27 protein-coding genes are annotated in these 25,687 nt (G+C 72.9%); 3 read left to right on the top strand and 24 right to left on the bottom strand.

All coding sequences use genetic code 11. The features are described 5' to 3' along the window. Positions 1-138: 138 nt before the first annotated feature. Together STRAU_RS04205 and STRAU_RS04200 are read right to left on the bottom strand one after the other, a co-directional pair. The gene (locus STRAU_RS04205) at positions 139-1,047 is read right to left on the bottom strand and encodes a phosphatidylinositol-specific phospholipase C/glycerophosphodiester phosphodiesterase family protein (protein ID WP_016638995.1); all 909 of its coding nucleotides are present in this window, start codon (positions 1,045-1,047) and stop codon (positions 139-141) included. 207 nt (positions 1,048-1,254) lie between these two features. Then, a complete protein-coding gene (locus STRAU_RS04200; protein ID WP_016638994.1) occupies positions 1,255-1,707 on the bottom strand; it encodes a MarR family winged helix-turn-helix transcriptional regulator in 453 nt (150 codons plus the stop codon). Positions 1,708-1,770: 63 nt separating this feature from the next. Between STRAU_RS04200 and STRAU_RS04195 the strand changes: the two genes are divergently transcribed. Beyond that, positions 1,771-2,139, top strand: coding sequence for a VOC family protein (locus STRAU_RS04195; protein ID WP_016638993.1), 369 nt, complete (start codon positions 1,771-1,773; stop codon positions 2,137-2,139). A 33-nt stretch (positions 2,140-2,172) separates the two neighbouring features. Here the strand turns inward: STRAU_RS04195 and STRAU_RS04190 are convergent, their stop codons facing one another. The 12 genes from STRAU_RS04190 to STRAU_RS04140 all read right to left on the bottom strand — a co-directional run bounded on the left by STRAU_RS04190 (position 2,173) and on the right by STRAU_RS04140 (position 12,929). Beyond that, positions 2,173-2,541, bottom strand: coding sequence for a hypothetical protein (locus STRAU_RS04190; protein ID WP_016638992.1), 369 nt, complete (start codon positions 2,539-2,541; stop codon positions 2,173-2,175). Between the two features lie 165 nt (positions 2,542-2,706). Next, positions 2,707-3,420, bottom strand: a complete 714-nt coding sequence (locus tag STRAU_RS04185; protein ID WP_016638991.1) for a cation efflux transmembrane domain-containing protein — start codon at positions 3,418-3,420, stop codon at positions 2,707-2,709. Further along, positions 3,420-3,755, bottom strand: coding sequence for an ArsR/SmtB family transcription factor (locus tag STRAU_RS04180; protein ID WP_037657467.1), 336 nt, complete (start codon positions 3,753-3,755; stop codon positions 3,420-3,422). Before STRAU_RS04180 ends, STRAU_RS04185 begins: the two co-directional genes overlap by 1 nt. Positions 3,756-3,813: 58 nt before the next feature. Continuing rightward, positions 3,814-4,233, bottom strand: coding sequence for a lasso peptide biosynthesis B2 protein (locus STRAU_RS04175; RefSeq protein ID WP_016638989.1), 420 nt, complete (start codon positions 4,231-4,233; stop codon positions 3,814-3,816). Beyond that, positions 4,230-4,487, bottom strand: coding sequence for a lasso peptide biosynthesis PqqD family chaperone (locus STRAU_RS04170; RefSeq protein ID WP_037657425.1), 258 nt, complete (start codon positions 4,485-4,487; stop codon positions 4,230-4,232). Before STRAU_RS04170 ends, STRAU_RS04175 begins: the two co-directional genes overlap by 4 nt. Continuing rightward, positions 4,468-6,360 carry an asparagine synthase-related protein gene (locus STRAU_RS04165; protein WP_052028944.1) on the bottom strand — a complete coding sequence of 631 codons (1,893 nt, stop codon included), beginning with the start codon at positions 6,358-6,360 and terminating at the stop codon, positions 4,468-4,470. Before STRAU_RS04165 ends, STRAU_RS04170 begins: the two co-directional genes overlap by 20 nt. 84 nt (positions 6,361-6,444) lie before the next feature. Next, on the bottom strand, positions 6,445-6,585 hold the full coding sequence (locus STRAU_RS41270) for a lasso RiPP family leader peptide-containing protein (protein WP_158692012.1): 141 nt from the start codon (positions 6,583-6,585) through the stop codon (positions 6,445-6,447). Positions 6,586-6,739: 154 nt separating this feature from the next. After that, a complete protein-coding gene (locus STRAU_RS04160; RefSeq protein ID WP_016638985.1) occupies positions 6,740-7,780 on the bottom strand; it encodes a 2-hydroxyacid dehydrogenase in 1,041 nt (346 codons plus the stop codon). Positions 7,781-7,873: 93 nt separating this feature from the next. Continuing rightward, entirely contained in the window at positions 7,874-8,488 is a 615-nt protein-coding gene (locus STRAU_RS04155; RefSeq protein WP_016638984.1) for a histidine phosphatase family protein, read from the bottom strand. Positions 8,489-8,544: 56 nt separating this feature from the next. Next, positions 8,545-10,056 carry an FGGY-family carbohydrate kinase gene (locus STRAU_RS04150; RefSeq protein WP_016638983.1) on the bottom strand — a complete coding sequence of 504 codons (1,512 nt, stop codon included), beginning with the start codon at positions 10,054-10,056 and terminating at the stop codon, positions 8,545-8,547. Further along, entirely contained in the window at positions 10,049-11,593 is a 1,545-nt protein-coding gene (locus STRAU_RS04145; protein WP_016638982.1) for an FGGY-family carbohydrate kinase, read from the bottom strand. The genes STRAU_RS04150 and STRAU_RS04145 overlap by 8 nt, the downstream gene beginning before the upstream one ends. Before the next feature lie 4 nt (positions 11,594-11,597). Then, entirely contained in the window at positions 11,598-12,929 is a 1,332-nt protein-coding gene (locus STRAU_RS04140; protein WP_016638981.1) for an MFS transporter, read from the bottom strand. A 255-nt stretch (positions 12,930-13,184) separates the two neighbouring features. Here STRAU_RS04140 and STRAU_RS04135 point away from each other — a divergent pair, with 255 nt between their 5' ends. Next, the gene (locus STRAU_RS04135; protein ID WP_016638980.1) at positions 13,185-13,988 is read left to right on the top strand and encodes a DeoR/GlpR family DNA-binding transcription regulator; all 804 of its coding nucleotides are present in this window, start codon (positions 13,185-13,187) and stop codon (positions 13,986-13,988) included. Positions 13,989-14,184: 196 nt separating this feature from the next. On the opposite strand, the gene STRAU_RS04130 is transcribed toward STRAU_RS04135, so the two are convergent. Next, positions 14,185-15,084: an NAD(P)H-binding protein gene (locus STRAU_RS04130; RefSeq protein ID WP_037657459.1), complete on the bottom strand. Its 900-nt coding sequence runs from the start codon at positions 15,082-15,084 to the stop codon at positions 14,185-14,187. A 68-nt stretch (positions 15,085-15,152) separates the two neighbouring features. Between STRAU_RS04130 and STRAU_RS04125 the strand changes: the two genes are divergently transcribed. Beyond that, the gene (locus STRAU_RS04125) at positions 15,153-15,962 is read left to right on the top strand and encodes a LysR family transcriptional regulator (RefSeq protein ID WP_016638978.1); all 810 of its coding nucleotides are present in this window, start codon (positions 15,153-15,155) and stop codon (positions 15,960-15,962) included. 145 nt (positions 15,963-16,107) lie between these two features. Here the strand turns inward: STRAU_RS04125 and STRAU_RS04120 are convergent, their stop codons facing one another. The 9 genes from STRAU_RS04120 to STRAU_RS04080 all read right to left on the bottom strand — a co-directional run bounded on the left by STRAU_RS04120 (position 16,108) and on the right by STRAU_RS04080 (position 25,660). After that, a complete protein-coding gene (locus STRAU_RS04120; RefSeq protein ID WP_016638977.1) occupies positions 16,108-16,794 on the bottom strand; it encodes an ABC transporter ATP-binding protein in 687 nt (228 codons plus the stop codon). Next, positions 16,787-17,824 (bottom strand): ABC transporter ATP-binding protein, encoded by a 1,038-nt coding sequence (locus tag STRAU_RS04115; RefSeq protein ID WP_397892054.1) that lies wholly within the window; start codon positions 17,822-17,824, stop codon positions 16,787-16,789. The genes STRAU_RS04120 and STRAU_RS04115 overlap by 8 nt, the downstream gene beginning before the upstream one ends. 53 nt (positions 17,825-17,877) lie before the next feature. Next, on the bottom strand, positions 17,878-18,798 hold the full coding sequence (locus STRAU_RS04110) for an ABC transporter permease (protein WP_037657423.1): 921 nt from the start codon (positions 18,796-18,798) through the stop codon (positions 17,878-17,880). After that, positions 18,791-19,756 (bottom strand): ABC transporter permease, encoded by a 966-nt coding sequence (locus tag STRAU_RS04105; protein WP_052028946.1) that lies wholly within the window; start codon positions 19,754-19,756, stop codon positions 18,791-18,793. The genes STRAU_RS04110 and STRAU_RS04105 overlap by 8 nt, the downstream gene beginning before the upstream one ends. Positions 19,757-19,836: 80 nt before the next feature. Further along, a complete protein-coding gene (locus tag STRAU_RS04100; protein ID WP_016638973.1) occupies positions 19,837-21,435 on the bottom strand; it encodes an ABC transporter substrate-binding protein in 1,599 nt (532 codons plus the stop codon). A gap of 130 nt (positions 21,436-21,565) precedes the next feature. Then, positions 21,566-22,672 carry an acyl-CoA dehydrogenase family protein gene (locus tag STRAU_RS04095; protein WP_016638972.1) on the bottom strand — a complete coding sequence of 369 codons (1,107 nt, stop codon included), beginning with the start codon at positions 22,670-22,672 and terminating at the stop codon, positions 21,566-21,568. Further along, the gene (locus STRAU_RS04090) at positions 22,669-23,862 is read right to left on the bottom strand and encodes an acyl-CoA dehydrogenase family protein (protein WP_016638971.1); all 1,194 of its coding nucleotides are present in this window, start codon (positions 23,860-23,862) and stop codon (positions 22,669-22,671) included. The genes STRAU_RS04095 and STRAU_RS04090 overlap by 4 nt, the downstream gene beginning before the upstream one ends. Continuing rightward, the gene (locus STRAU_RS04085; RefSeq protein ID WP_016638970.1) at positions 23,859-24,836 is read right to left on the bottom strand and encodes an NADPH:quinone oxidoreductase family protein; all 978 of its coding nucleotides are present in this window, start codon (positions 24,834-24,836) and stop codon (positions 23,859-23,861) included. The genes STRAU_RS04090 and STRAU_RS04085 overlap by 4 nt, the downstream gene beginning before the upstream one ends. Positions 24,837-24,943: 107 nt before the next feature. Further along, complete coding sequence (locus STRAU_RS04080) at positions 24,944-25,660, bottom strand: helix-turn-helix domain-containing protein (protein ID WP_016638968.1); 717 nt, start codon at positions 25,658-25,660, stop codon at positions 24,944-24,946. Positions 25,661-25,687: the final 27 nt, after the last annotated feature.

The raw sequence follows: 25,687 nt of genomic DNA, 5'->3' as shown, positions 1-25,687 counted from the left end.
ACGGACCTCCTCCGCCACGCCGGACTCACGGCTTTCGGCGGCAAGTGTGGCGTAGCGGAGGGTTTGTCCGAGTGCGAAGTGTGTCCGCCGGACGAGTGGTTCCCGGGGGAACCCGGGGGGAAGCGGACGCTGGGGCCGTTACCTGCCGCGGGCGTCGAGGAACGCCTGGAGCCCCGCGAGGTCGTCGGTGTTGAGGTGGTCGACACCGGCGGCGAGCAGCTCGCCCCACACCGCGTCCCGCTCCGGTCCGGGCAGGTCGGGCGTGGCCCAGAAGCGGACGCGCTGCCCGCGCTTGTGGGCGGCGGAGACGATGCCGCGCAGCTTCTCGCGCTCGGCGGGCGGGATCGGGCCGAGGCCCCGCCAGGTGAAGTTCAGCGACCAGTTGTCGCTGATGAGCGGGATGAAGGAGGCGGGGGCCGCGGTGCCGAGGTCGGCGAGGCGGCCGTCGTAGAAGGCGCGGCGGACCCGCTGGGCCTCCATCGGCGCGCGGGCCGCGCGGTCGCCGGAGACCACGGCGGTCACGGCGGAGCGGCGGACCTTGCCGTGGGCGTACGTCGTGAACAGGTGCCGGTAGCGGCGCAGACGCAGGTCCAGCTCGCGGTACGTCGACGCGCCCTCGGTCTTGAGGTCGATCAGGAGCTGGAACTGGCCCTGCCAACGCCGGTACACCGAGCCGTGGTTCGCGCGGACGCGGGCCGCGAGCGGGTCGAGGTAGAGCGATTCGAGGGTGCGGTTCGGGTCGAGGTCCTCCGGGTCGTGGGCGACCAGGAGCTTCCCGCCGACGAGGAAGATGTCGGCCTCGACGCTGGTGAAGCGGTGGTCGAGGGCGTCGAGGAGGGGCCGGGGGTGTTCGTAGTCGTTGTGCGCGTGGGCCTGGGCGAGGGGGCGGGGGCGCGGGTGGCGGGCCGCGCCCTGTGGCCGGCCGGCGCTCAGCGGCTGCCCGGCCAGGGCCTGGTCGGTGGCGTGCGCGAGGCCGGGTGCGGCGACGGCGGTCGCGAAGGCGGCGCCGAGGGTGCTCAGGGCTCTGCGACGGGTGAACGGGGCCATGGGGTACCTCCCAGGAGGGTCAAGGGGGACGATCCGTGCCGAGGGGGACGGGGGCAGCGGCGGCCGGAGCCCCAGCGAGTTCGAGGCTCCGGAGCTTCAGGGCAGTGGAGAACCTGCGGACACGCAGCCGCAAGGCCCGTACCCAACAGGTCAGTTGCTCACGCTAGCGGCAGAGCATGGCCCGCCCGTGCACGTCCGGGGAACGAGCTATGGACCGTCGTTGCCGTCGCGCAGGGAACGGATCATGCTCTGCAGGATCCGGAACGCGCCTGCCTGCTCGGCCTCGGTCATACCGGCCAGCATTCTGACCTCGACGGACCGGACCGCTACGGTCGCCTTCTCGAGGCTCCGTCGGCCGCGGGGCGTGAGCCGCGCGGGAAGAGCCTTCCCGACGGGTGCCTCCGCGGGCCTGGTCACGTAGCCCTCTCGTTCCAGGGTCTGGAGCAGCACGTTCATCGACTGCCGTGTCACGAACGCGCCCCGCGCGAGCTCGGAGTTCGACAAGCCCGGCCGTTGCGCCAGCAGTTCGAGGCAGGAGTAGTGCGTGACGCTCATCCCGAGCGGCCGCAGCACCTCCTCCATGGCCGAGCGGAGGACGCTCGACGCCTCTTTCAGCAGGTAGCCCAGTGACGTCTCCAGGTCGACACCGTCTTGATTCATGTCAGCATTCTGACATACGTTGACCTGTGTCAGAAAGCTGACACGAAGAGAAGGAGCACCGTCATGCCCGCAACCGGCCCCGACTTCATCTCGCTCCAAGTGCGCGACCTCGACGCTTCGCAGGCGTTCTATGAGCAGTACCTCGGCCTCGTCCGCTCGCAGGCCGGGCCTCCGCACGCCGTCGTCTTCGAGACGAAGCCGATCGCGTTCGCGCTCCGCGACGTCGTTCCCGGCACCGATCTCGCATCCGTCGCCCAGCCCGGCATCGGTGCCGCGATCTGGCTCCACGCCACCGACGTCCAGGCCATTCACGACGCTCTCGTCGCCGACGGCCACACCATCGTCTCCGCACCGATCGACGGCCCCTTCGGCCGCACATTCACCTTCGCCGACCCCGACGGCTACCAGGTCACCCTCCACGACCGCGCCTGATCGGCCACCTGCCACGCCGGGGGCACTGCCGTGTCACGACGCGTCGTCGTCGAGGTGCTCGGCGATGGCTGCGGTGCCGGGGTCGACGCGTGGGGTGTGCCGAGTGGTCCCGAGGCCGGCGTGCTCGCCACGGTCGTCAGGGCGGGTGTGGGCGGCGGGCTCGGGTGGTGGAGCACTGGGTGCGGGTGGCCGCTCCGCGGCGGGCCGATCGCGCTGGACGTTGTTGATGGCGGCGCGGATGGCGACGAGCTCGGTGCTGATCGTCGCGAGTGGGTCCCGGAGGGTGTCGGTGCCGCGGTTGAGTCCGTCTCGGACGACGGCCCGGATTTCGGTGAGACCGGTGGTGACGGCGGCGGTGGTGTCCTGCCGGGCTTGGTCGATGGCGTGCTGCTGGTCAGTCACTTGCTGCCGCAGCTCACCGAGTTCCCGGAGTATCTGGTGGAGCAGGTCACTGTGGTCCGGCCCCTTGACGAAGAACGGAGTGATCCGTCCGTGGTCTCCCGTCTCACCTTCTTCGTGGGTTCGGACCGGTCATTCATAGGGCCCTGCATCGCGCCGTCGGCACGGTCAGTTGCAGCAGTCGCATCCGGGGCGGCAGCCGCACGCGTCGGTCCCGGCGCCTGCTGACGGCACCGCCGCGGCGGCAGGGACCGCGCAGCAGCCCTTGCCCTGCCAGGCATCACGGCCCTCCTTCACCGCGATCACGGCGATCACCAGAGCGGCGATCGGATCGGCCCACGACCAGCCCAGCAGCGCGTTGAGGACCAGGCCGGCCAGGAGCACGGCGGAGAGATAGGTGCACAGCAGCGTCTGCTTGGAGTCCGCGACCGCGCTGACGGAACCGAGTTCACGCCCGGCCCTGCGCTGGGCTGCGGACAGGAACGGCATGATCGCCAACGAGAGGGCGGCGATGACGATGCCGGGGATCGAGCGGTCGGCCTCGCCGGTGCCGGTCAGCGCGCGGACGGCGTCAACACCGACGTACGCGGCGAGCGCGAAGAAGGAGACGGCGATGATCCGCAGTGTCGTCTTCTCCCGGGCATCCCGGACGGCGTGGTCGTGGGCGGAGAACTGCCAGGCGACCGCCGCGGCGGAGGAGACCTCGATGACCGAGTCGAGGCCGAAGCCGATCAGCGCGGTGGAGGAAGCCATCGTACCCGCGGTGATGGCGACGACGGCCTCGATGACGTTGTAGGTGATGGTCGCGGCGACCAGCAGCCGTATGCGCTTGGCGAGCGCGTCGCGGCGGGCCGGGGTGGGCCCGAGGGATATCGCGGTCATCAGCAGCAGCCCGTCGTCTCCGCGTCCGGGCAGGTTTTGTCCGCCTCGACGGCGACCACGGCGGCGCGCAGGTCGTCCAGCGCGTGGCCGAGGCGTTCGTCGGCCAGCTCGTAGCGCGTGCGCCGGCCGTCGGGCACCGTGACGACCAGGCCGCAGTCGCGCAGGCACGCCAGGTGGTTCGACAACCGGGTGCGGGAGACGTCAAGCGCGTCGGCGAGATCGGCAGGGTAGGCAGGAGCGTCGCGCAGGGCGAGCAGGACGCGGCAGCGGATCGGGTCGGCGAGCGCACGGCCGAACCGGGCCAGCACCTCGATGTCACGGGCGAGAGTCAGCACGCCGTGACAGTACATAGAATCCTGAATTCAGGAAAGCCTGGATGCACTGGGCCCGGGGTCAGGGCCCCTCCCGTGCCGGTACCTTGATCATCGCTCGGTAGGTGGGGGTGTCGTCCGGCTCGCCCACGGGCCTGTCCTCGGCCTCCACCCAGGCGTGCGCCCCGAAGGGCGAGGTGCGCACCCCGCTGCACCAGGTGGGCCAGCTTCCCCGCATGCGGCACAGCAGGGCGGTGGCCAGGGAGCGTGGGAGGCAGTAGCGGCCCGCGCACAGGGTGCTGACGGTCGTCACCTCATGCCGCGCCCGCAGGGCCTCCTCGTACGTTGCGGGCCGGGCCCCGCGCCGCACCCGGCCCAGGACGGCCCGGATACGGCGCGGTGGCTGGCGGGCGAGGAGACGGGCGGCGGCGACGGCGGTGCGGACGGCGATCCAGGAGCCGAGCGTCGGGCGGCTGCCACCGGTGTCCAGTATCTGGCTCACGAGTCGGAGACCAGCCTTTCCCGGGTGAGGTGTCCGATCATCGCCGTGACGTCGGCGATCGCCCGGTCCGGGGCCACCGGGCGGGTGGCCGCGAGCCGTTCGGCGATCTGCTCGGGCGTGGCGCCGTCCAGCAGCGCCTGGACGACGAGGGCGCCGGTGCCGTTCAACTGCCAGTAGCGCCCGTCGCGTTCGTCGAGCAGGACCATGCCGTCGTCCGTGGCGCAGGCGCTCACATCAGCGCGCAGTCGGTGCATCGTTCATCTCCCTTGAGTGGTCCAGATCCCCGGAGTCGTTCAGGTCCCTTGATCGGCTCAGGGTTTCCTGATGTTCCACGTCGCGCAGCCACCCCTCCGCGACCAGCGTGGTCTCCAGTTCGCTCACGGCCCCGGACAACAGTCCGGGCGAGAGCAGCGCCCGGCGCAGCTCCGCCTCGTCGGCCACGCCCGCCGCCACCAGGCGGGAGTCGTCGGCCCAGGCGGCGAGGGTGCGCCGTTGGAGCCGCACGCCCTCCTGCCATTCCGGCATGCAGTGGTCCTTGGTCGTCCGGCGCAGGATGGGCTCGGGCACCAGGCCGTCCATGGCGGCGGCGAGCAGCGGCTTGTACGACCAGGGGCTCGCGGCCTCGTGCGGGCGGGCGGCGAGCGCCGCCTCGACCACGGCGTCGTCACAGAACGGTGTGTGCTGGGGCAGCCCCGCGAGCGCCGCGTCGTGGCTGAAGTGCACGTCGCCCAGACCCGCCTGCTGCACGCCGGCGATCCAGGCGTGCCGGCCGCGCTCGCGATGCAGCGGTACGGCGTCCCGGGCCGCCGCACGCAGTTGCTCGCGGCACGACTCCACCGCTCGGTCGCTCGCCCAGGGCGGAAGCTGCGGGCGCACGCCCCAGCCGAAGTCCATCAGCGGAGCGGGCTCGCGCAGCCGCCCCGCGGCATGGGCGAGCCAGGAGGCGTACGAGCGGCGGTCGAGCAACGCCTTCGCGGTCGCACCGAGTGGCTGGCGAGAGCGCGCGCGGAGCCCGGCCGCATGCCGCAGACCGGCCGCCGGGGAGCGGCGCAGCAGCCCGTGCACATAGGCCGCGGGCGGCTGGACGACATGATCTCCGCCGTGTCCCGACAGCCGCAGCCGGGTTCCGCGCGAACGCATCTCCTCAGCCAAGTGCCGCTGTATCAGCCGGTCGCGCCTCACCAGCGACGGCCCGTCACCCGGGTCCAGGCGCTCGTCGAGCCCGGCGAAGCAGGCAGGCACATCTCCGGGCGCGAACACCAGACGCTCGACGTGGGGCAGGCGTTGGGCGGCCAGGGTGGCGTAGACGCGGTCCTCGTTGGTGGGCGCGCTCCAGTGCAGGGTCGCGGTCACGAGCCGGGCCCCCGCCTCGGCCGCCAGGAAACACAGCGAGGTCGAGTCCATGCCACCGGACAGGTCCGCGGCCACCACGTCCCCCGGCCCGACGCGCAGCGCGACCGCCCGCCGCAGCGCCTCCCTCAGCCCGGCCGCCGCCTCCCGCAGCGGCAGCTCGGCCGCGGGCGCCTGCCACCACCGCAGGGTGCGCGCACCGCCCCCCGGCTCCAGCTCCACGGCCTCCGCGGGCGGTACGGCACCCACTCCGCGCCACGACGCGCTGTCAGCGAGCGGATGCGGGACAGTGACTCCCGCGAGCCTCAGCGCCAGCTGCGCCGTGTCGACCTCGGCACCGGTCAGCCGGGCCAGGACATGGGCCCGATCGGCGCACACCGTGACGCCGTCGACCTGGGCCCGGTACACCCGCCGCTTCCCCGTGAAGCTTCCGCGGACATAGGACCTGCCTGCCACGGACGCCGACACGTGGAAAGAGCCGTGGGCGCCCGACAGCGCCGCCTCGATGTCCGCGGTGGCGCGAATCCTCCCGGCACGCGCGGCGAGTTCGGCGGCGTTCAGGGAACAGATCCCGGCCACGGCCAGCCGTACCTCACCCAGGACGCAGACGGTCATCCTGTCGTCCGACCACCGCCCGGCCAGCCAGGGCCGGCCCGAGGGGTGCCGGACGACCTGGAGCGCGTCCGGTCCTGACAGGTTCCGCAGCCGATCGAGGAGGTCCGGGGACAGATCCTGGTCAGGAAGGACAACGAACCAGGGGGCCGACGTGACGTCCATCAACTTCTCCAAGCAGGGCGGGTGATGGGGTGAGGTGCGGGCCCCCGACCACAACGGATCGGGGGCCCGCACCCGACGGGCAACTTAGAAAGGCCACCAGTTGAACGAGACCTCGGGGAACCTGCCGATGCTGCCCTGCGTCGCCTCGGCGTACTCCCCCGCCTCGACGAGCAGCGGCGGCTCGTAGACATCCTCGATCTCGATGTTCTTCAGTGCCTCGCTCACAGCGATCACCTCCAGTCACATCGGAAGTGGAACTTCCACCTCCATCACGCCAATTGGCGGCTCGACCGTACGTCGCCTGTCATGCCCCTGTCCCCAAGTTGCCGACGGCGTGTGGTGTCTCGCCGGCGAGACACCACACGCCGTCGATCACGCTTTACGCTGTGGGGTTCGCACAGTGCGCCAGCGGCTCGCCCCGCAGGTGGCGGCCGACTTCCGCCGCGACGATGCGGGCCGCCTTGTGGGCGACTTCCTGGCTGGCGCCCGCGATGTGCGGTGTCATGACGATGCCGGGAGTGGTCAGGAGGCGGGAGTCCGCCGGGACCGGTTCGTGGGGGTAGACGTCGAAGCCCGCGCCGGACAACTGCCCGCTGTCCAGGGCGTCGCACACCGCGTCGTAGTCGAGGAGCGCGCCGCGGGCGCAGTTCACCAGGACCGAGCCGCGCGGCATCCGCGCGAGCTGCTCGGCGCCGATCATGCCCTTGGTCTCGTCGGTCACGCGGGCGTGCAGCGAGACGATGCGCGAGCGGGACAACAGCTCGTCCAGCGCGACCTGTTCGCCGATCCCGGCGAGCACGTCCGCGGACACGTACGGGTCGTGGACGAGGACCTCGGCGCCCATCGCCACCAGGATCCGCGCGACCCGGCTGCCGATCGCGCCGTATCCGATCAGGCCGACGGTCGCGCCCTCGATCTCGATACCGCAGTTGTCGTAGTCGTAGTAGTCACCGCGCCAGACGCCCTTGCGCAGGTCGGTGTGCGTGTCGCCGACGCCGCGCGCCGCGGCGAGCAGCAGCGTGAGGGTGTGCTCGGCGGTGGCGACGGCGTTGCGGCCCGGCGCGTAGCAGACGGCGACGCCGTGCCGGGTCGCCGCCTCCAGGTTGGCGTTGACGGGGCCGCCCCGGCTGACGCACACGAGCTTGAGGTCGGGGCAGGCCGCGAAGACGCGTTCGGTCAGCGGCGCCATCTGGGTCACGCACACCTCGACGCCCCGCAGCGCGTCGATCAGCTCGTCCTCGGTGCCGGACGCCTCGATGACCTCTCCGACGGGACCGAAGGGCGTGTGCGGCCAGGGCAGGGTGAGCTCGCGGACGTCCACGGCGCCGCCGGTGGCCCTGCGGACTTCCTCGCCGAGCAGGCGCGGCAGGACGAAGTGGTCCCCGGCGGCCAGGACCGTGGTGGTGCCGGTGGTGCTCATGTGGGGCTTCTTTCTGTGTGCGTGACGGAGATCTGTGTACGTGACGGAGATCTGTGTGCGTGACGGAGGGGATCGGTGCCCGGAGCCCCGGGCTCAGTGCGTGCGGTGCGCGGGCGCGTTGAAGCGCAGCAACGACGACTGCCCGTCGCGCAGGCGCAGTTCGGTGAGGGTGCCGTTGTCCATGTGCGGGAACACCCGGCGGTATTCGCTGAGCGGAATGCCGAGCTGGTCGCAGAGCGTCAGGCGCAGCAGCGTCGAGTGGGCGACGACGAGCACGCGGCCGTCGGGGAAGCCGGCCGCGATGTCCGCGAGGCAGGCGCTCGCGCGCGCGGCGGCCTCGCGCGGGTCCTCGCCCTCGGGCAGGTGGTGCGCGACGGGGTCGTCGAGGAAGGCGTCCAGCTCGCCGGGGAAACGGTCGCGCATCTCCTCCCGGGTGAGGCCCTCACCGCGGCCGAAGTCGACCTCGCTGAGGCGCTCGTCGACGCGCGGCGTCAGCCCGAGCGCCTCCCCCGCGGGCGCCGCCGTCAGGCGCGCCCGCGACAGCGGTGAGCTGAACACCGCGTCGATGTGCTGCCCGGCCGCCCAGGCGGCGAGTTCGGCGGCCTGCAGGCGGCCGCGCGGGGTCAGCGCCACGTCGGTGCGGCCGGCGTAGCGGTTGCCGTCGTGCCAGACGGTCTCGCCGTGGCGTACGAGAATCACGTGGGTCACTGCTCAGTCCTCAGGTGGGTCACTGCTCTGTCTTCATGTGGGTCACTGCTCGGCCCTCATTGCTGATCGTTGTGCGCTCTGGTGCGGGCGTGCGCGGCGATTTCCGGCGCGAGCCAGCCGCGGTCGGCGAGCGCGTCGACGAACCGGAGGTAGACGGGCGTCCAGCGGGCCGTGCGCGCCGGATCCGGGCGGATCTCGGCGGGGCCGCGCACCATCGCGTCCGCCGCGTCCCGCACGGAAGCCCCGCTCGACGTCGCGGCGAGCACCGCCATCCCGACCGCACCCTCGGCCTGTTCGGGCAGCCGCACCGGACGGCCGAGGACGTCGGCCCGCAACCGGCTCCAGTAGGGGTTGCGCGCACCGCCCCCGGTGAAGGTCAGCGGCCCGTCGACGGGCGCGCCGATGTGGTCCAGATAGTCGAAGCACAGCCGCTCCACGCAGGCCACGCCCAGCAGGTACGCGTGGAAGCGCCCGGCCTCGCCGCGCGGCTCGCCGAGGACGAACGGCTCGGCGTCCGGAGCCCGGAACGGGAAGCGTTCACCGCCGCTCGACACCAGCGGGTACGCGACGGCGTCACCGTCCAGGGCGGCGCCGTCCGCCGTGAGCCGCGCGAGGTCCGCCCCCGGGAACTCCCGCGCGAGCACGCCCGCCCCGCTGCTGGACGCGCCGCCCGGCAACCAGGTGCCGTCGGGGCCGCGGTGGCAGTAGACGACGCCACCCGGGTCGCGCACGAGGTGCGGGCTCACGCCCTTGAAGACGAGCGTCGTGCCGAGGACCGAGTTCCACGCGCCGGGCGCGAGCGCGCCCGCACCGATCTGCGCGGCGCAGCTGTCCGTCATCCCGGCGACGATCGCGGTTCCTGCGGGGATGCCGGTGACGGCGGCGGCCTCGGCGCACACGGTTCCGAGGACGGTTCCGGGGCGGACCACCGCGGGCAACAGCCTTATAGGGACATCTAGTTGGGACAGCTCCTTGATGGGCCAGCGCTCCTCGACGAGGTGGTAGCCGGTCTTCAGGGCGTGGCTGGCGTCGCTCGGGACCTGGTGTCCGGCCAGGCGCCAGGTGACCAGGTCGGGCTGGTGCAGCAGGCGCGCGTCCGGGCGCGCCGCCGCCTCCGTGCACTCCAGGAGCCACAGCAGTTTGGGCAGCGCCCAGGACGGCTGCATGGAGCGGTAGCCGAGCTCGCTCCAGACGCCCGCGCCCGCCGTGTTGACGCGTGCGGCCTGGTCGGCGGCGCGCCCGTCGTCGTACATCAGGCCCGGCGTGAGCGGGGTGCCGGTGGCGTCGGCGAGCAGGATGGTGCCGGAGGTGGCGTCCAGGGCGAGGCCGCGGACGCGGGACGGGTCGTCGAGCGCGGCCGTCGCCTCACGGCAGGCAGCGGTGAGCGCGGTCCACCACTGCTCGGGGTCCTGCTCGTGCCGGTTGCCGTCGCGGTGGCTGGTCAGCGGCCGGGACGCGGCGGCCAGGACGGTGCCCGCGGAGTCGACGGCGACGCAGCGGGCGCTCTGGGTGCCGAGGTCGAGGCCGAGCCAGACGGCTTCGGGCGGGAGGTGGTGGGTGTCAGACACGGGGAACTCCTGATCGTGCCGGGGTGCTTGCCGTACCGACTCGGGGAGCCGTCGCCCTCCACCCCGCGTCCCGCGCGAGCGTCCGCCACCGCAGGAACTCCTCGTACAGCGCGGCGTAGTACTGCGCGCGCTCCGGGTCCGGCTCCCAACTGGTGGTCATCCGGACGTACTTGGCGGCGGCGCTGTGCATGCTGGACTCGGCGCCGGTGAGCACGAGGCCGGTGAGGAAGGCGCCCTTGGCGCCGAGTTCGGTGTCGGCGGAGCGGGCCGTGGGCACGCCGGTGGCGTCCGCGATGAGGCGGCACCAGTCGTCGTTGTTGGCGCCGCCGCCGCACAGTCTGAGTTCCGTCACCGTCGTACGGGACGCGGCGAGCGAGTCGCGGACGACGAGGGAGAGTCCGTCGAAGACGGCGCGGGCCAGGTCGGCCGGGGTGTGGTCTAGGGACAGGCCCCAGAAGGCGCCGCGGGCGCGCGGGTCGAGGAACGGCGCGCGCTCACCGGCCGGTGACAGATACGGCAGGAACATCAGGCCGTTCGCGCCGGGCGGCGCGGAGAACGCCAGCTCGCCCAGCTCGGGCGGCCCGTCGAGCTGGAGGGTGCGCGCGGCCCAGGTGAGCACCTCGACGCCGTTCAGGGTCGGGAAGGCGCGCAGGACGCGTTCGCGGCCCCGGTAGGCGATGTTGATGCCGGACGGTTCGCCCGTCGCGTCGACGTCCTTGCGGACGATCTCCGTGCAGAGCGTGGTGCCGAGGATGCCGCACGCCTGGCCAGGGTTGACGACGCCCACGCCACGGGCGGTGGAGGCGATGTCGTACGGCGCCATCACCACCGGAAGGCCCGGTTCCACGCCGAGTTGGGCCGCCGCGTCGCCGGTGATCTCGGCGATCCGCTCGTTCTCGCCGAGGACCTTGGGCAGCAGCCGCGCGTGCGCTTCGAGCCCGAACAGCTCCACGATGCCCGGGTCGTAGTCGCCGGTGGCGTGGTCGAGGAACGGTGCCGACGCGTCCGACTCGTCGATCGCCGTCACGCCGGTGAGCTGGTGGAACAGCCAGCCCGCGGCGGTCAGCGAGGCGCTGGAGCGGTCCAGCCGCTCCGGGTCGTGGGCGGCGAGCCAGCTGAACACGGCGTTCGGCATGCCGCTGCACGTCAGCGAGCCGTTGCGGCGGAACGCCGCCTCCAGGACGCCCTCGCGCTCCCAGCGCGTGAGGATGTCACCGGCGCGCCCGTCGGACCACAGGATCGCGGGGCCGGTGGGCCGCCCCGCCGCGTCGACCAGCCAGGCGCCGTCGCCCTGCGCGGTGAACGTCACCAGCCAGACGGGGTCGGCGCCTCCGGGACGTTCGGCGAGGGCGGACAGGGCGGTGCGGACGGTGTAGACGACCGCGTTCCACACGGTGTCCATGTCCTGCTCGGCCCAGCCGGGGTGGCGGCGCTCCACTTCCGTCGCGAGCCGCGACACCGCGAGTTCGCCGCCCTGGTCGTCGAAGACGACCGACTTGATCATGGTGGTGCCGACGTCGATGGCGAGTACCGACATGGGGTCAGAGTCCCTTCGTGGCGGGAGTGGCGACGGCCTGGGCGGGGGTGTCCGGTACGGGGTCGCCGCCCGTGGCCGTGGTCCTCAGTACGAGGGTGAGGCCCGCGCTCACCGCATGGAACCCGGCGAAGATCCAGACGACGCCGGCCACGCCGAGCGGGCCCCGGAAGAGGCTGACGACGAGCGGCCCGACGAAGGTGGAGGCGCCGGCCCCCAGGTTCAGGGCGGCCATGGCCTGGCCCTTGTGGGCGGGCGCGATGGCGGTCATGAGGGCGGACAGCGGCACGTACCCGGACAGGGTGGCGCCGTAGAGCACGGCGACCAGGACGCACAGCGCGTACTGCGCGCCGGCCGCCGCCGGGACGTAATACAGGAGCAGCGTCGAGACCGTGCAGCCGACGCCGCCGCACCACGCGACCGTCGCACGCCAGCCCACCCTGTCTCCGACGACCCCGAACAGCAGGTTCGTGAAGATGTTCGTGGCGAACATGATGGCGAGCAGTCTGAGCCACTGGGCGTTGGACAGCCCGACCTCGTGCCGGAACCACGCCGGAAGCATCACCAGAAAGCCGAACTGCGAGGCGGTGTTGAGCATCCGCACCACGGCTCCGGCGCCGACGCGCGGCTCCCGGACGAGGATGGTGAGGCCCCCGACGAGCCCGGCCAGCGGGCGCTCCCCCGCCGGGGCGAGCCGCGTGGAGCCGGTGGGTTCGCGGACCAGGAGCAGCGCGAGCAGCCCGCCGCCGACGACCACGCCGAGGGCGGCCCACAGGGTGCCGCGCTCCCCCACCCACGGGATGAGCAGGCTGGCGGTGAGCGAGCCGAGCGTCGGCAGGCCCGCCGAGAACGCCGACCAGAACCAGCCCATGGCGCTGCCCATCTGCTTCGGCGGCGCGACGGCGGCGATCCACACCAGGAATGCGTACGCGAACAGCGGATAGGCGAGGCCGCGCAGGCCGTAGCCGAGGAGCAGCAGCGGGTACGACGCGCTGGGCACGGCGACCGCGAGGAAGAACACGTGCGTGACGACGAAGGCGGCGAGGCCGAGCCACATGACCTTGCGCGGCCCCCACAGGTCGGACAGCGCGGCGGACAGCCAGCCGGCGACGGCGCCCGTGATGCCGTACACGGTGAAGACCATCGCGACCTGCGACGACGGGATGCCGAGGTCTTCCAGGTACGGCGAGAGGAAACCGGCCTCGATGCCGACCCCGGTCATGAAGACGAGGAGTCCGAGGTAGCCCCAGGAGAGGGGCTGCGGGATGCCGGCGCGTGTGAAGAGCGAACGCGATGGGGCGGTGCCGACCGGGGTGGGCGGCACGGGGGTGTTCGTCATCGAAGCTCCCCGGGGGGACGGAGGACGGAGGGGAAGGGGACCTGCTGCGCGCTGGAGTGAGCAAACAGCTGGCCGAAAAGCCTCGTCAAACACTTCGCGAATCCTCACGCGGGGTGTGCGGCGGGCCGCGTGAGATGACCCGCCGCACCTCTGGGCCGCCGCGGGTCGAGCCGGGGTCCGCGCTCCCGCCCCGTGTGAAGTACGTGAGATCATCACTCGGGGACTTCACATCGACGGGACCGGGAAGGCGGAGCCATGGCCGAGGCCGAAGGCGGCGGGACGGACCGCGTCGAGGCGCGCGAGCAGCGCCGGCGCCGCATCCGGGACCTGGTGGTCGCGGGCGGCTTCGTGCGCGCGGCCGATCTCGCCGACGCGTTCGGCGTGAGCCTGATGACCGTCCACCGCGACCTGGACTTCCTGCAGTCGCAGGGGTGGCTGCGCAAGGTGCGCGGCGGCGCGACCGCGCTGCCGTCGGCGCAGTTCCACGGCAGCGTCGCCGAGCGCATGACGACCATGGCGCAGACGAAGCAGCAGCTCGCCCGCGCCGCCGCCCGGCTTCTCGTGCCCGGCCAGACGGTCCTGTTGGACGACAGCACGACGTGTCTGCATCTGACCCGCGAACTGGCCGCGCACACCCCGCTGACGGTCCTCACGAACTCGCTGCCCGCGATCACCGCGCTCGCCAAGGAGCCCGGCGTCTCCCTCATCGCCCTGGGCGGCGCCTACTTCCCCGCGTACGACGCCTTCATGGGCCTGCACACGGCCGACAGCGTCGCCGCGTTCCGCGCGGATGTGCTCTTCATGTCGACGACGGCGGTGACCCGCGGCCGCTGCTATCACACCTCACCGGAGACGGTGCAGGTCAAGCGGGCGATGATGGCGGCGGCCACGCGGCGCGTGCTGCTCGCCGACCACACGAAGTTCACCCGCGACGGCCTGTACGCGCTGGCGCCGCTCACGGATTTCGACGTGGTGGTCGTCGACGACGGCGTGGCGCGTGAGGAGGTGCGGGCGCTGCGGGACGGGGGGACGGAGGTGCTGGTGGTGGAGCGGGGCTGACGCCGTCGCCCGGCGCGGCCCACGCGGACGTCCCGCACGACGAAGCCGCCTGCCCGGTGTCCCGAGGGCAGACGGCTCGCGTCACGTGTCCGGAGATCAGAGCCGGTGCAGGCGATGTGGCGCTCCACGGCCGAGCTGCGCCGACCTCAGAACCTGGCCCGGCACCGGGATTTCCGTAGGTGGGCAGTCCTGGCTCTCATCCCTGGACCGCCGGCTTGAGCACCTCCTCGCACCACTGGCGGAAGGTCGTCGGGCTCGCGGTCTCCGGGGTGCGCCGCACCCCGTCGTCGAGGCCCTCGTCCTTGGCGCGCATCATGTCGACGAAGCCCTCCACGGCTTCCTTCCCGAAGCCGCGTCCGGACAGTGCGGCGCCGAAGTCGTCGAGCGACTCCCGCTTGTAGCGGACCGGGCGGCCCAGTACGTCGGACATGACGCGCGCCATGTCGTTCGCCGACAGGTCTTCGGGGCCGAGGACCGGGACCTCGCCCGTCCCCGTCCACGAGCGGTCGAGCAGCAGGCCCGCGGCGGCCGCGGCGATGTCCCGGGTCGCGGCCACCGGTGCCTTGCGGTCGGCGATGACGGTGCCGGTGAACACGCCGTGGTCGCGGATCGGCGCCGCCTGCCACAGCAGGTTGTCCATGAAGGTCGGGTTCGCGAGCGCCCGGTAGGCGACGCCCGTACGGCCGATGAGGTCGTCCATGGCCAGCGACGCCGTCACAAGTCCGGCACGGTCGGCGACGGGGGTGCCGCGGCCGAGTGCCGAGACGCCGACGACGTGTCCGACGCCGTGGGCCGTGAACGCCTTCGCGGCGGCGCGGGTGAACCCGCTGTACACGGCGTCCAGGTTCGGCGCTGTCTGCGGGACCGGCGGGGCCAGCCAGAAGACGGCGTCCGCGCCGTCGAAGGCCCGGTCGACGACGTCCGCGTCGCCGTGCGAGCCGGTGACCACGTCGACGCGGGCGCGGACCGCGTCGGGGAGCTTCGCGGGGTCGCGCACGATGACGCGCAGCTGTTCACCGCGGGTAGGGGCTTCGTTGAGCAGGATGTCCAGGAGCCGGCCGCCGATCTGGCCGGTGGGAGCAGTAATGACGATCATGTGGTGAGTCTCGGGGTGGTCCACTCGAACCGTCCAATACCCTTCCCGGCGATTGATACCTTGCAGGCATGGATCTCGACCTCCGCAAGCTCCGCTACTTCGTCGCGGTGGCCGAGCACCGGCACTTCGGCCGGGCGGCGGCCCAGTTGTTCATCGCCCAGCCGGTTCTCAGCCGTCAGATCAGGGCCTTCGAGCAGGAGTTGCAGTGCGATCTGCTCGTGCGGACCACCCGCCGCGTGGAGTTGACCGCCGCCGGGAAGCAGCTCTACGAGGAGGGCCAGGGGATCCTCGCGACGGTCAGCGCGGCGGTGCGGCGCGTGCACGACGTCGAACGGGGCATCCAGCGGCTCGTCGTCGCCTTCTCCCCCGGGCTGCATGTGGCGGACGCGCTCCGGGCGTTCACGTCGCGTCACCCGGACGTCGAGACCGACGTCGTCCCGGCGCTCTGGTGGGAGCAGGACGCGCCACTCCGGGACGGCCGGGCCCAAGTCGGTTATCTGCGGCGGCCGTTCGACGAATCTGGGTTGCGCACCGTCCCCATCGGCCACGAGCCCAGAGTCGCCTGCATGCCCGCGGCGCACCCGCTGGCGTCCCGTCAGGAACTCACCTCCGCCGACCTCGACGGCGAGCGGATGCTCGACGTGCCGAAGCGGCGAAGGGCCTCACTCGAGGAGAAGTTCGAGCTCATCGCGTCCGGGCACGGCATCGCGCTCGTCCCGCTGAGCGTCGTACGGTGCTACTCCCGCCCCGACCTCGCCCACCTGCCGGTCACGGACGCCCCGGAGGTCCAGAGGTGCCTGGCGGTCCTCGCGGACCGGCGGGAGAAGCTGCTGCGCGACTTCCTGGAGATCGCCACGGCGACGCTGCGGACCGGCTGAGCGGCCTGTGTGAGCGGGGCACGCAAGGCGCTGGGGCCCAGGTGCGGCGTGCGCGCGTGCCAGGCGCCGGGGCGGCGCAGGCGGGGGTTCAAAGACAGGGGGCGGCGCAGGCGGGGGTTCAAAGACAGGCTCTAAGCGACAGGCTCTAAACGCGCGTCAGTTCGCCCCAATGCACCGTCCGGTCGCACCACCGCTCCAGGAGCACCTTGTCGTGGCCGACCGCGAGGAGTCCGGCACCGCTGTCCGCGCGGTAGTTCTCCACCGCGGTCACCAGTGCCGCCGTCGTCGACGCGTCCAGCATCGCCGTCATCTCGTCGCAGATCAGCCAGCGCGGGCGCAGGACCAGGGCGCGGGCCAGGCAGGCGCGTTGGAGCTGGCCGTCGCTGACCTCGTGCGGGCGGCGGCCGAGGAGGTCCTCGCCGAGGCCCACGGTGCGCGCCAACTCCCGTACGGTCTCGGCGGCTTCGGCGGCCCGCCCGGTGGCCCGCAGCGGCTCGGAGATGAGCTGAGTGAGGGTGAGGCGCGGGTCGGCGGACAGCCGGGGCTGCTGGAAGACGACGCCGAACGCGGTGCGCTGGGCGCGCGGCGCGCGGTGGCGCCAGCCGTGCGCGGGCGCGCGGTGGCGCCAGCCGTGCGCGGGCTCGCCGTCGATGACGACCCGGCCCCGGTCGGGCCGGTGCAGCAGCGCCGCGACGCGCGCGAGCGTCGACTTGCCGCAGCCGCTGGGGCCGAGCAGGCCGACGGACTCGCCCGGGGCGACCGTCAGGCTCACGTCGCGGACGACGGGGTCGCGGCGGTCGTATCCGGCGGTCAGGGAACGCAGTTCAAGCACGGGGTGCCTCCAGGGCGGCGGCGACCGGATGGTGGCAGGCGGCACCGGACAGCGGCAGCGCGGGCACGGACCGGCACGCCTCGTCGGCCAGCTCGCAGCGGGCGGCGAACGCGCACCCCCCGGGCAGCGCGGACAGCTCGGGCGGCATGCCGGGGATGGGCGTGAACTCCCGTTCCGGCAGGGCGTTCAGCAGTCCGCGCGCGTAGGGATGGCGCGGCCCCGGCTCGCCGAAGAAGTCGGCGGCGTCGGCGATCTCGACGATGCGGCTCGCGTACATGACCGCGACGCGATCCGCGATGCGCTCGGCCGCCGCCAGGTCGTGGGTGATCATCAGCAGGGCGCGGTCGTCCCCGACGTGCCGCCGCAGTTCGTCGACGGTGCGGTCGACGAGATCGCGGTCGAGGCCGGTGGTGGGCTCGTCCGCGAGCAGCAGCGGGGCGTCGCCGATGAGCGCGAGGGCGGTGGCGGCGCGCTGGGCGAGCCCGCCGGACAGCTCGTGCGGGTAGCGGTCGAGGTGCCCGAGCGGGAACGCGGCCCGCTCGGCGGCGGCCTCGCCCGCCTTCCGCAGCTCCGGCCTGCGTACGCCCGTCAACTCCCGCAGGGTCTCCTCCAGTTGGGACCGCACGGTGCGGACGGGGGTCAGATGCGCGGCGGGGCTCTGCGGTACGAGGCCGACGCGCCGTCCGCGCACGGTGCGCGCGAGGGTGCGCTCGTCGGCGGTGAGCAGGTCGGTGCCGTCCCCGAGGAACGCGGAGCCGGCGGTCTCGGCGTTCTCGGGCAGCAGACCGAGCAGCGCGGAGGCGAGCACGGACTTGCCACATCCGCTCTCCCCGACGAGCGCGAGGCACTCGCCCGCGGCCAGGTCGAAGCGGGCACCGGTGACAGCGGCCACGTGGGCGCCGCCCCGCATACGGAAGCGGACGGAGAGCCCGCGCACGGAGAGCACGGGCGGGGCGGCCTGGGCGGCGGACGCGGCGGACGCGACAGTCTCGCCTGCGGCTTCAACGGGGGTCGCGGCCCCGGCCTTGATCGTCGGCGGAACGGGGGCGGCGGTCTCGGTCTCGGCCCCGGTGGACGGCCCAGTCACAGCATCAGCTCCGATCGGCGGCGCGGGTTGATCCGGTCGCGCCAGGCGCCCGCGAGGCCCGCGATGGCCAGCGTCGGCACGATGATGAACAGGCCGGGGAACAGCGTCGGCCACCAGTCCCCGGCGAGCAGCGAGCTGCGGGCGCTCTGTACGAGGGTGCCCAGGCTCGCCTGGTGCGTGGGCAGGCCGAGGCCGAGGAAGGACAGCGCGGACTCGTGCCAGATGGCGTGCGGGACCATCAGGACGGCGGCGAGCCCGGCCTGCGGCAGGACCCCGGGCAGCAGGTGCCGCACCGTCACGCGCCACCGGGACGCGCCGCCGGAGATGGCGGCGTCGATGTACGGGCGCGAGCGCAGGGACAGGACCTCGGCGCGCACGATGCGGGCCGTCGACAGCCAGTGCGTCAGCGCCACGGAGATCACCACGGGCCATACGCCCGGCCGGAACATCGCCACGATGAAGATGCCGAGCAACAGGTGCGGCACGGACGAGAACACGTCCACGAGACGCATCACGACGCGGTCCACCCAGCCGCCGGACGCGGCGGCGAGGGCGCCCACGGCGGTGCCGATGACGGTGGCCACGACGGCGGCGACCACACCCACGAGCAACGACACGCGTAGCCCGTACACGCACCGCAGCAGCAGGTCGCGACCCACGTCGTCGGTGCCGAACGGGTGCTCCAGGGACGGCGGCAGGAGCTTGTCCGCGAGGTGCACGGCCTGCTCGTCGAGGTCGACGAGCGGCGGCACGATCAGCACGGCGAGCACGACGGCCGTGACGATCGCGGCGGAACTCCACACCCGCCAGGCGCGGGTGGAGCGCGACGGCTTGCGGGCGCCGACGACGGACCGGCCGGCGGCGGACCGCCAGACGACCGGGGTGTCGGCCACAGAAGTGGGGGGTGCGTCAGCCATCGAATCCCACCCTCGGGTCGGCGAGCCCGTACAGCAGGTCCGCGAGGAGATTGCCGAGCAGCACCGCCACCGTGGCGAGCGCGGTGAGCGCGGCGAGCAGCGGGAAGTCCACGCTCGTCGCGGCCTGCACGGTCGCGGCGGCGATACCGGGCCAGGAGAAGACGGTCTCCACGAGCAGCGCGCCGGTGATCAGTTCGGGCACACGGGAGCCGACGAGCGTGAGCACCGGCAGCATGCCGGAGCGGAAGGCGTGCTTGAGGAGCACGGTCCGCTCGGCGAGGCCCCGCGCGCGGGCGCCCCGGACGGCATCGTCACCGAGCGCGTCGCCGACGCCCTGGCGTACGTACAGGACGAACCAGGGCAGTTGGGAGACGGCGAGGACCGCGGCGGGCAGCACGAGGTGGTTCGTCACCTGCGCGGCCGTGACCGCCGTGCTGGAGGTGTCGGTGAGCCCGCCCGCGGGCAGCGCGCCCAGCTTGAGGGCGAACAGCCACACGGCGAGCAGGCCGAGCCAGAACGGCGGCGCGGCCTCCAGGGTGTAGGCGAGCGAGGTCACGCCCCGGTCGAGCCAGCCGCCGGGCCGGCGCGCGGCGAGCACGCCGAGCGCCGAACCGACGAGGATCGCGAGGACGAACGCGGTCGCGGCGAGCAGCACCGACCAGCCGATGCGCTCGCCGATGGCGTCGGCGACGGGCTGGCGCAGCGTGCTGGAGTCGCCCAGGTCACCCTGGAGCGCGGAGGTCAGCCAGTCCCACCAGCGGGAGACCAGCGGCTTGTCGACGCCGAGGTTGGCGCGGAGCTGGTCGAGGTTCTCCTGCGAGGCGGTGAGCCCCGCCGTGCCCGCGTACGCCTTGACGGGGTCGAAGGGCGAGGCCGCGGCGACGGCGAAGACGCCGAAGGTGACGGTGAGCAGGACGGGGACGGCGAACACCGCCCGCCGTCCCACGAGCCGGGCCATGGGGCCCCAGGGCAGCCGCCGCCTCCCCTGCCCGGCGGCCTCGGCGGCGGCCGCCACGGCGGCCTTCTCGGGCGCGGACGTCACTTGTTCGGCTGCCAGTCCTCGACGTTCCACCAGGGGCCGGAGGCCAGGCCGTGGTCGTGCGGCTCGACCTGGGTGGAGAGGTCACCGAAGGACTTGCCGACGACGTACAGGTGGTCGATGTGCGTGAGGAAGGTGTAGCCCGGGTTCTTCACCAGCTCGCGCTGGATGGTGTCGTACGCGGCCTGGCGCTTCGCGTGGTCACCGCTCTTGCGGGCCTCCTCCAGGGCCTTGTCGACCTTGGGGTTGTCGTAGTGCGCCATGTTGTTGAAGCCGTCACCGGCGAGGGTGGACTTCAGGAGCGTGTACTGGTCGAAGTCGGGGTCGGCCGGGGAGCCGCCGCCCGCGAGGACCGCGTCCTTGGGCATGCGCGGCTCGATGACCTCCCACGTGCCGGACTGCACCTCGACCTTGATGCCGAGCTTCTTGGCGTCGGAGGCGTAGGCGAGCGCGTGGTCCTGGCGGAGCTTGTCGCCGGTCAGGTACCAGAGCGGGAACTTCGCCTGGACGCCGTCCTTCTCGCGGATGCCGCCCTTTCCGGGCTTCCAGCCGGCCTTGTCGAGGATCTTCTTGGCCGCCTCGACGTCCTGCTTGCGCTCGGTGCCCTTGGTGAACCAGGGGCTGTCGGTCGGGACCGGGCCGTATGCCTCCTTGCCCGCGCCCTCCAGGATGGAGTCGACCATGGCCTTGCGGTCCACTCCGATGTCGAGCGCGCGCCGCACGTCGGTGTCGCCCGCGACCTTGTTGCCGGTCGGCAGGGTCACGACGCGGTAGTCGAAGGTCTTGGCGGCGTACGTCTTCTTGTCGCCGTCGGACTCGAAGGTCTTGGCGAGGTTGGGCGGCAGGATGGCGCCGTCGAGGTCGCCGGTGCGCAGCCGCGTGGCGCGGATGTCGTCGTCCTTGATGATCGCCATCGTGAAGTTCTTGATCTTCGGCGCGCCGCCCCAGTAGCCGGGGTTGGCCTTGAAGACGAGCTTCTCGCCCTTGGACCACTTCTCGAGCTTGTAGGGCCCGGTGCCGATCGGCTTGGTGGTGAAGGCGCCGGTGTTCACGTCCTGCTTGCCCGCGACGTGCTCGGGCGCGATGGGCAGGACGGTGCGCTCGGCGAACGGCGCGTAGGGGTACTTGAGGTGGAAGACGACGGTGTTCTCGCCCTTGGCCTCGACGCTCTTGAGGGCGTCCAGCTCGGTCTTGGAGGCGTTGTTCGTCTTCTTGTCGAGGATGGTCTCGTACGTGAAGACGACGTCCTTGGCCGTGAAGGGCTTGCCGTCGCTGAACTTGACGCCCTTGCGCAGTTCGTACGTGTACGTCTTGCCGTCGTCGCCGACCTTCGGCAGCTTCGCCGCGAGCGCGGGCTTGAGCTTCATGTCCGCGTCGTGCGTGAGCAGCCCGTCGAAGATCTTGGAGTTGCCGTCCTTGCCGTAGCCGAGGAGCGGGCTCAGGGTCTCCGGTTCGTACGCGATGCCGACGACCGCCGAGTCCTTGGCGCCGTCACTGCCCTTGCCGTCGTCCGGCGCCGAGCAGGCCGTGGCGGCGACCGCCAGTGCGGCGGCCGCCGACCGCCAGTGCGGCGGCCGCCGCGACGGCACCGGTGCCACGTATCGATCCGGCCCTCATGCTCCACACCCCTACACAAGATCAAGAGTAATTGCGAACAGCTCGCAATTATGCCTCATGTAATAGGTGGGTAAGGGCGGGGTCCCATACGGCTTTGGACCCGCGCCCAGGTCAGGACGGTGCGGGCGCGGGCAGGTCGACCAGGCCGGCCAGGCTCTCCCGGTGCCGGCCCGCCGTGCCGAGGGCGATCGAGTCGGCCTTGGCCCGCTTCAGGTACAGATGGGCGGGGTGCTCCCAGGTCATGCCGATGCCGCCGTGCAGCTGGACCGCCTCCTCGGCGGCGCGCACCGCCACGGGGGCCGCGTACGCCTGGGCGAGCGCCGTCGCGAGGTTCGGCTCGTCGCTGCCGGTCGCGAGGGCGTCGGCGGCGTGCCGGGCGGCGGCGCGGGTGTTCACCACGTCGAGCCAGAGCCGGGCGAGGCGGTGCTTGAGCGCCTGGAAGGAGCCGACGGGCCGGTTGAACTGGTGGCGCTCCTTCACGTAGCCGACGGTTGCGGTCAAGCACCATTCGGCGAGGCCGAGTTGCTCCGAGGCGAGCAGTCCGGCACCGGAACGCAGGCCGAGCCAGACCGCCGTGTCCGCCTCCGTGCCCTCGGCGAGCAGGCGCGCGGGGGCCGCGTCGAGGGTGACCGTGGCGAGCGGGCGGGTGCGGTCGAGGGAGGTCCGCGGGGTGACGGTGACGCCGTTGCGGCCGGTGTCGACGGCGAAGAGGCCATGGTCGGTCGGGACGAGCAGGATGTCGGCGGCGGCCGCGTCCGCGACGCCGGTCACCTCGCCGTGCAGGGCGCCGTCCTCATGCCGCACGCGCGGGTGGGCCGCCTCGGGGGCGGTGGCGAACGGCACGGCGAGCGCGCCGACGGTGCGGCCCGACGCCAGCGCGGCGAGCAGTTCCGCCGCCGCTTCGCCCGTGCAGGCGAGCAGCGTCTCGGTGGCGATGACGGCGCTGGTCAGATACGGCACCGGCGCCACGGCGCGGCCCAACTCCTCCAGGACCACGGCCGCTTCGCGGTGCGTGGCGCCCTGCCCGCCGCGGTCCTCGGGCACCAGGAGCCCGGCGAGGCCCATGCCGTCGGCGAGGGCCTTCCACAGCTCGCGGTCGTGCGGCTCGTCCGACTCGGTGCGGGCGAGGACGGCGGCCGGGTCGCAGCGGTCGGCGAGGAGGGAGCGCACGGCGGAGCGGACCGCCTCCTCTTCCTCCGTATAGAGCAGGTTGGTCATCGGGCCAGGTCCTTCCAGGCGACGTCCTTGTCGGTGCGCGGTTCCGGCGGCAGGCCGAGGACGCGTTCGGCGACGATGTTCAGCAGGACCTCGCTGGTCCCGCCCTCGATGCTGTTGCCCTTGCTGCGCAGATAGCGGTAGCCCGCCTCGCGCCCGGTGAAGTCGACGAGATCGGGCCTGCGCATCGTCCAGTCGTCGTACAACAGGCCCTCCTCGCCGAGGAGTTCCACCTCCAGGCCGCTGATCTCCTGGTTGAGGCGGGCGAAGCCGAGCTTCATGCCGGAGCCCTCGGGCCCCGGCTGGCCGGCGACGAGCTGCTGGCGCAGGCGTTCGCCGGTGAGCCGGGCGACCTCCGCCTCCACCCACAGGGTCAGCAGGCGCTGATGCAGGTCGTGCGTGCGCAGCTCGGGGCGTTCGCGCCAGGTCCTGGCGACCGGGCCGATCATGCCGCCCTCGCGCGGGATGCGCATGCCGCCGATGGACACGCGCTCGTTCATGAGGGTGGTCTGCGCGACCTTCCAGCCGTCGCCGACCGCGCCGAGGCGGCGGCTGTCGGGGATGCGCACGCCGGTGAGGAACACCTCGTTGAACTCGGCCTCGCCGGTGAGCTGGCGCAGCGGCCGCACCTCGACGCCCGGGTCGGTCATGTCGCAGATGAAGTACGTGATGCCGCGGTGCTTGGGCAGATCCGGGTCGGTGCGGGCGATGAGGATGCCCCAGCGGGCGGTGTGCGCGCTGGACGTCCACACCTTCTGCCCGTCCACGACCCAGCTCTCGCCGTCGCGGACGGCGCGGGTGCCGAGCGCCGCGAGGTCGGAGCCCGCGCCGGGCTCGCTGAACAGCTGGCACCACACCTCCTCGCCGACCCACAGGGGCCGCAGGAAGCGGCGCTTCTGCTCGTCGGTGCCGAAGCCGAGGACGGTGGGCGCGGCCATGCCGAGGCCGATGCCGATGCGGCGCGGGTCGTTGTCGGGCGCGCCCGCGTCCTCGAGCTCGGTGTCCACGACGGCCTGCAGCGAGCGCGGCGCGCCGAGCCCGCCGAGGCCCTCGGGGTAGTGCACCCAGGCAAGACCGGCGTCGAAGCGGGCCTTGAGGAAGGCGGTGCGTTCCGTCGTGGCCGGGGGGTGCTCGGCGAGCAACTCCTGCGTGCGGCGGCGGAGTTCCTTGGCATCGATCGGGCGGCCGGTCATGCGGCGTCCTCCTCGGCGAGCGTGGGCAGGACGGCCACACGGCCGGTGGTGATGCCGTCGGCGACGCGTTGCACGGCCGCTCCGGCCTGGCCGAGGGGGACGCGCTCGCTGACGAGCGGCTTGACGGCGCCCTTCGCGGCGAGCTCGGTGAGCTGCTCGTGGCAGGCGAGGACCGCGGCCGGGTCCTTGGTGTTGTACAGGCCCCAGTGCAGGCCGACGATCGAGTAGTTCTTCACCAGGGCGTGGTTGAGGGCGGGCGTCGGGATGGCGCCGCTCGCGAAGCCGACGACGAGGATGCGGCCCTCGAAGGCCACGCACCTCGCGGACTTGGCGTAGGCGTCGCCGCCGACCGGGTCGTAGACGACGTCGGCGCCGCGGCCGCCGGTGGCCTCCTTCACGGCGCCCACGATGTCGTCTTCGCGCCGGTCGAGGACCAGGTCGCAGCCGAGTTCCCGCGCGATCCGCGCCTTCTCCGCGCCGCCGACGACGCCGATGACCTTGGCGCCCGCGGCCTTGCCGAGCTGCACGGCCGCGCTGCCGACGCCGCCCGCGGCCGCGTGCACCAGGAGCGTCTCGCCCGCCTGGAGGTGCGCGCGCCGGTGCAGCCCGAACCAGCCGGTCTGGTAGCCGATGTGCAGGGCCGCGGCCTCGGCGTCGTCGAGGGCGTCCGGCGCGGGCAGCAGGGCCGCGGCGTCCGCGACGGCGTACTCGGCGAAACCGCCGTAGGGCAGCGCGGGGTTGGCGATCACGCGGCGGCCGTCCTCGGTCTCGCCGCAGACCTCCAGGCCCGGCGTGAACGGCAGCGGCGGGGTGATCTGATACTGGCCCCGGCACAGCAGCGCGTCCGGGAAGTTGACGCTCGCGGCGCGGACCTTCAGGAGCACCTGGCCGTCGCCGGGCACCGGCCGGTCCGCCTCTTCGAGCCGCATCACCTCGCCCGGCTCGCCGTTGCGGTGTACGTGCCATGCGCGCATGCGGGGCCTCCACGCTGTAGTCGACCGTGCTCCGGAGGCATACTAAGCGGTCGCTTGCCCTGAAGGGAACAGCTCAGGGGACAGCCCGGGGAACAGCTCGGGAACGGCTAGTCATCCCGGTCGCGCTTCGCGGCCGGCCGCGCGCGTACGTGCATCCGCTCCCCCTGCGGCCCGAAGAGGCTGAGGAACTCCACCGGCCCCTCGCCGGTGGACCCGAACCAGTGCGGCACCCGGGTGTCGAACTCGGCGGCCTCGCCCGGCCCGAGCACCACGTCGTGCTCGGCGAGGACCAGGCGCAGCCGCCCCGACAGGACGTACAGCCACTCGTAGCCCTCGTGGGTGCGCGGGTCGGGCTCGACGGAGCGCGTGGGCTCGATGACCTTGTACGCCTGCAGCCCGCCCGGCTGCCGGGTCAGCGGCACCATCGTGCGCCCGTACCGCGTGATCGGCTTGGCCCGCACCCGCGGATCACCGACCGGCGGGGCGCCGACGAGCTCGTCCAGGGGGACCTGGTGGGCGCGGGCGATGGGCAGGAGCAGTTCGAGGCTGGGCCTGCGGCCGCCCGATTCGAGCCGGGACAGGGTGCTCACGGAGATGCCGGTGGCGGCGGAGAGCCCGGCGAGGGTGGCGCCGCGCTCCTTGCGGATCTTGCGCAGGCGGGGGCCCACGGCGGTGAGGACCTTGTCGGTCTCGGCGTCGTCGGGGTCGGGGACGGGCAGTCCGCCGGGCTCGTGCGCGGCGTCCTCCGCGTCACGTCCACCGCTTCCCTTGCCGCTACGACCCCTCGGTCCGCTCTTGACCGGACCACCCTCTGCGATTCCCATGCACCCATTGCAGAATCAGCAAGGCGA

Origin of the sequence: Streptomyces aurantiacus JA 4570 (genome assembly GCF_000414115.1) — a bacterium.
Classification (GTDB): Bacteria; Actinomycetota; Actinomycetes; order Streptomycetales; family Streptomycetaceae; genus Streptomyces; species Streptomyces aurantiacus_A.
The sequence above is the reverse complement of the archived record's forward strand: the minus strand, read 5'-3'. Positions and strand labels throughout refer to the sequence as shown.

What these genes read in the sequence shown, in the direction of transcription:
- STRAU_RS04205 (WP_016638995.1), bottom strand. Translation starts at nt 1,047, where the DNA reads ATGGCCCCGTTCACCCGTCGCAGAGCCCTGAGCACCCTCGGCGCCGCC.
- STRAU_RS04200 (WP_016638994.1), bottom strand. Translation starts at nt 1,707, where the DNA reads ATGAATCAAGACGGTGTCGACCTGGAGACGTCACTGGGCTACCTGCTG.
- STRAU_RS04195 (WP_016638993.1), top strand. Translation starts at nt 1,771, where the DNA reads ATGCCCGCAACCGGCCCCGACTTCATCTCGCTCCAAGTGCGCGACCTC.
- STRAU_RS04185 (WP_016638991.1), bottom strand. Translation starts at nt 3,420, where the DNA reads ATGACCGCGATATCCCTCGGGCCCACCCCGGCCCGCCGCGACGCGCTC.
- STRAU_RS04170 (WP_037657425.1), bottom strand. Translation starts at nt 4,487, where the DNA reads ATGCACCGACTGCGCGCTGATGTGAGCGCCTGCGCCACGGACGACGGC.
- STRAU_RS04165 (WP_052028944.1), bottom strand. Translation starts at nt 6,360, where the DNA reads ATGGACGTCACGTCGGCCCCCTGGTTCGTTGTCCTTCCTGACCAGGAT.
- STRAU_RS04160 (WP_016638985.1), bottom strand. Translation starts at nt 7,780, where the DNA reads ATGAGCACCACCGGCACCACCACGGTCCTGGCCGCCGGGGACCACTTC.
- STRAU_RS04145 (WP_016638982.1), bottom strand. Translation starts at nt 11,593, where the DNA reads ATGTCGGTACTCGCCATCGACGTCGGCACCACCATGATCAAGTCGGTC.
- STRAU_RS04140 (WP_016638981.1), bottom strand. Translation starts at nt 12,929, where the DNA reads ATGACGAACACCCCCGTGCCGCCCACCCCGGTCGGCACCGCCCCATCG.
- STRAU_RS04135 (WP_016638980.1), top strand. Translation starts at nt 13,185, where the DNA reads ATGGCCGAGGCCGAAGGCGGCGGGACGGACCGCGTCGAGGCGCGCGAG.
- STRAU_RS04130 (WP_037657459.1), bottom strand. Translation starts at nt 15,084, where the DNA reads ATGATCGTCATTACTGCTCCCACCGGCCAGATCGGCGGCCGGCTCCTG.
- STRAU_RS04125 (WP_016638978.1), top strand. Translation starts at nt 15,153, where the DNA reads ATGGATCTCGACCTCCGCAAGCTCCGCTACTTCGTCGCGGTGGCCGAG.
- STRAU_RS04110 (WP_037657423.1), bottom strand. Translation starts at nt 18,798, where the DNA reads ATGGCTGACGCACCCCCCACTTCTGTGGCCGACACCCCGGTCGTCTGG.
- STRAU_RS04105 (WP_052028946.1), bottom strand. Translation starts at nt 19,756, where the DNA reads ATGGCCCGGCTCGTGGGACGGCGGGCGGTGTTCGCCGTCCCCGTCCTG.
- STRAU_RS04095 (WP_016638972.1), bottom strand. Translation starts at nt 22,672, where the DNA reads ATGACCAACCTGCTCTATACGGAGGAAGAGGAGGCGGTCCGCTCCGCC.
- STRAU_RS04090 (WP_016638971.1), bottom strand. Translation starts at nt 23,862, where the DNA reads ATGACCGGCCGCCCGATCGATGCCAAGGAACTCCGCCGCCGCACGCAG.
- STRAU_RS04085 (WP_016638970.1), bottom strand. Translation starts at nt 24,836, where the DNA reads ATGCGCGCATGGCACGTACACCGCAACGGCGAGCCGGGCGAGGTGATG.
- STRAU_RS04080 (WP_016638968.1), bottom strand. Translation starts at nt 25,660, where the DNA reads ATGGGAATCGCAGAGGGTGGTCCGGTCAAGAGCGGACCGAGGGGTCGT.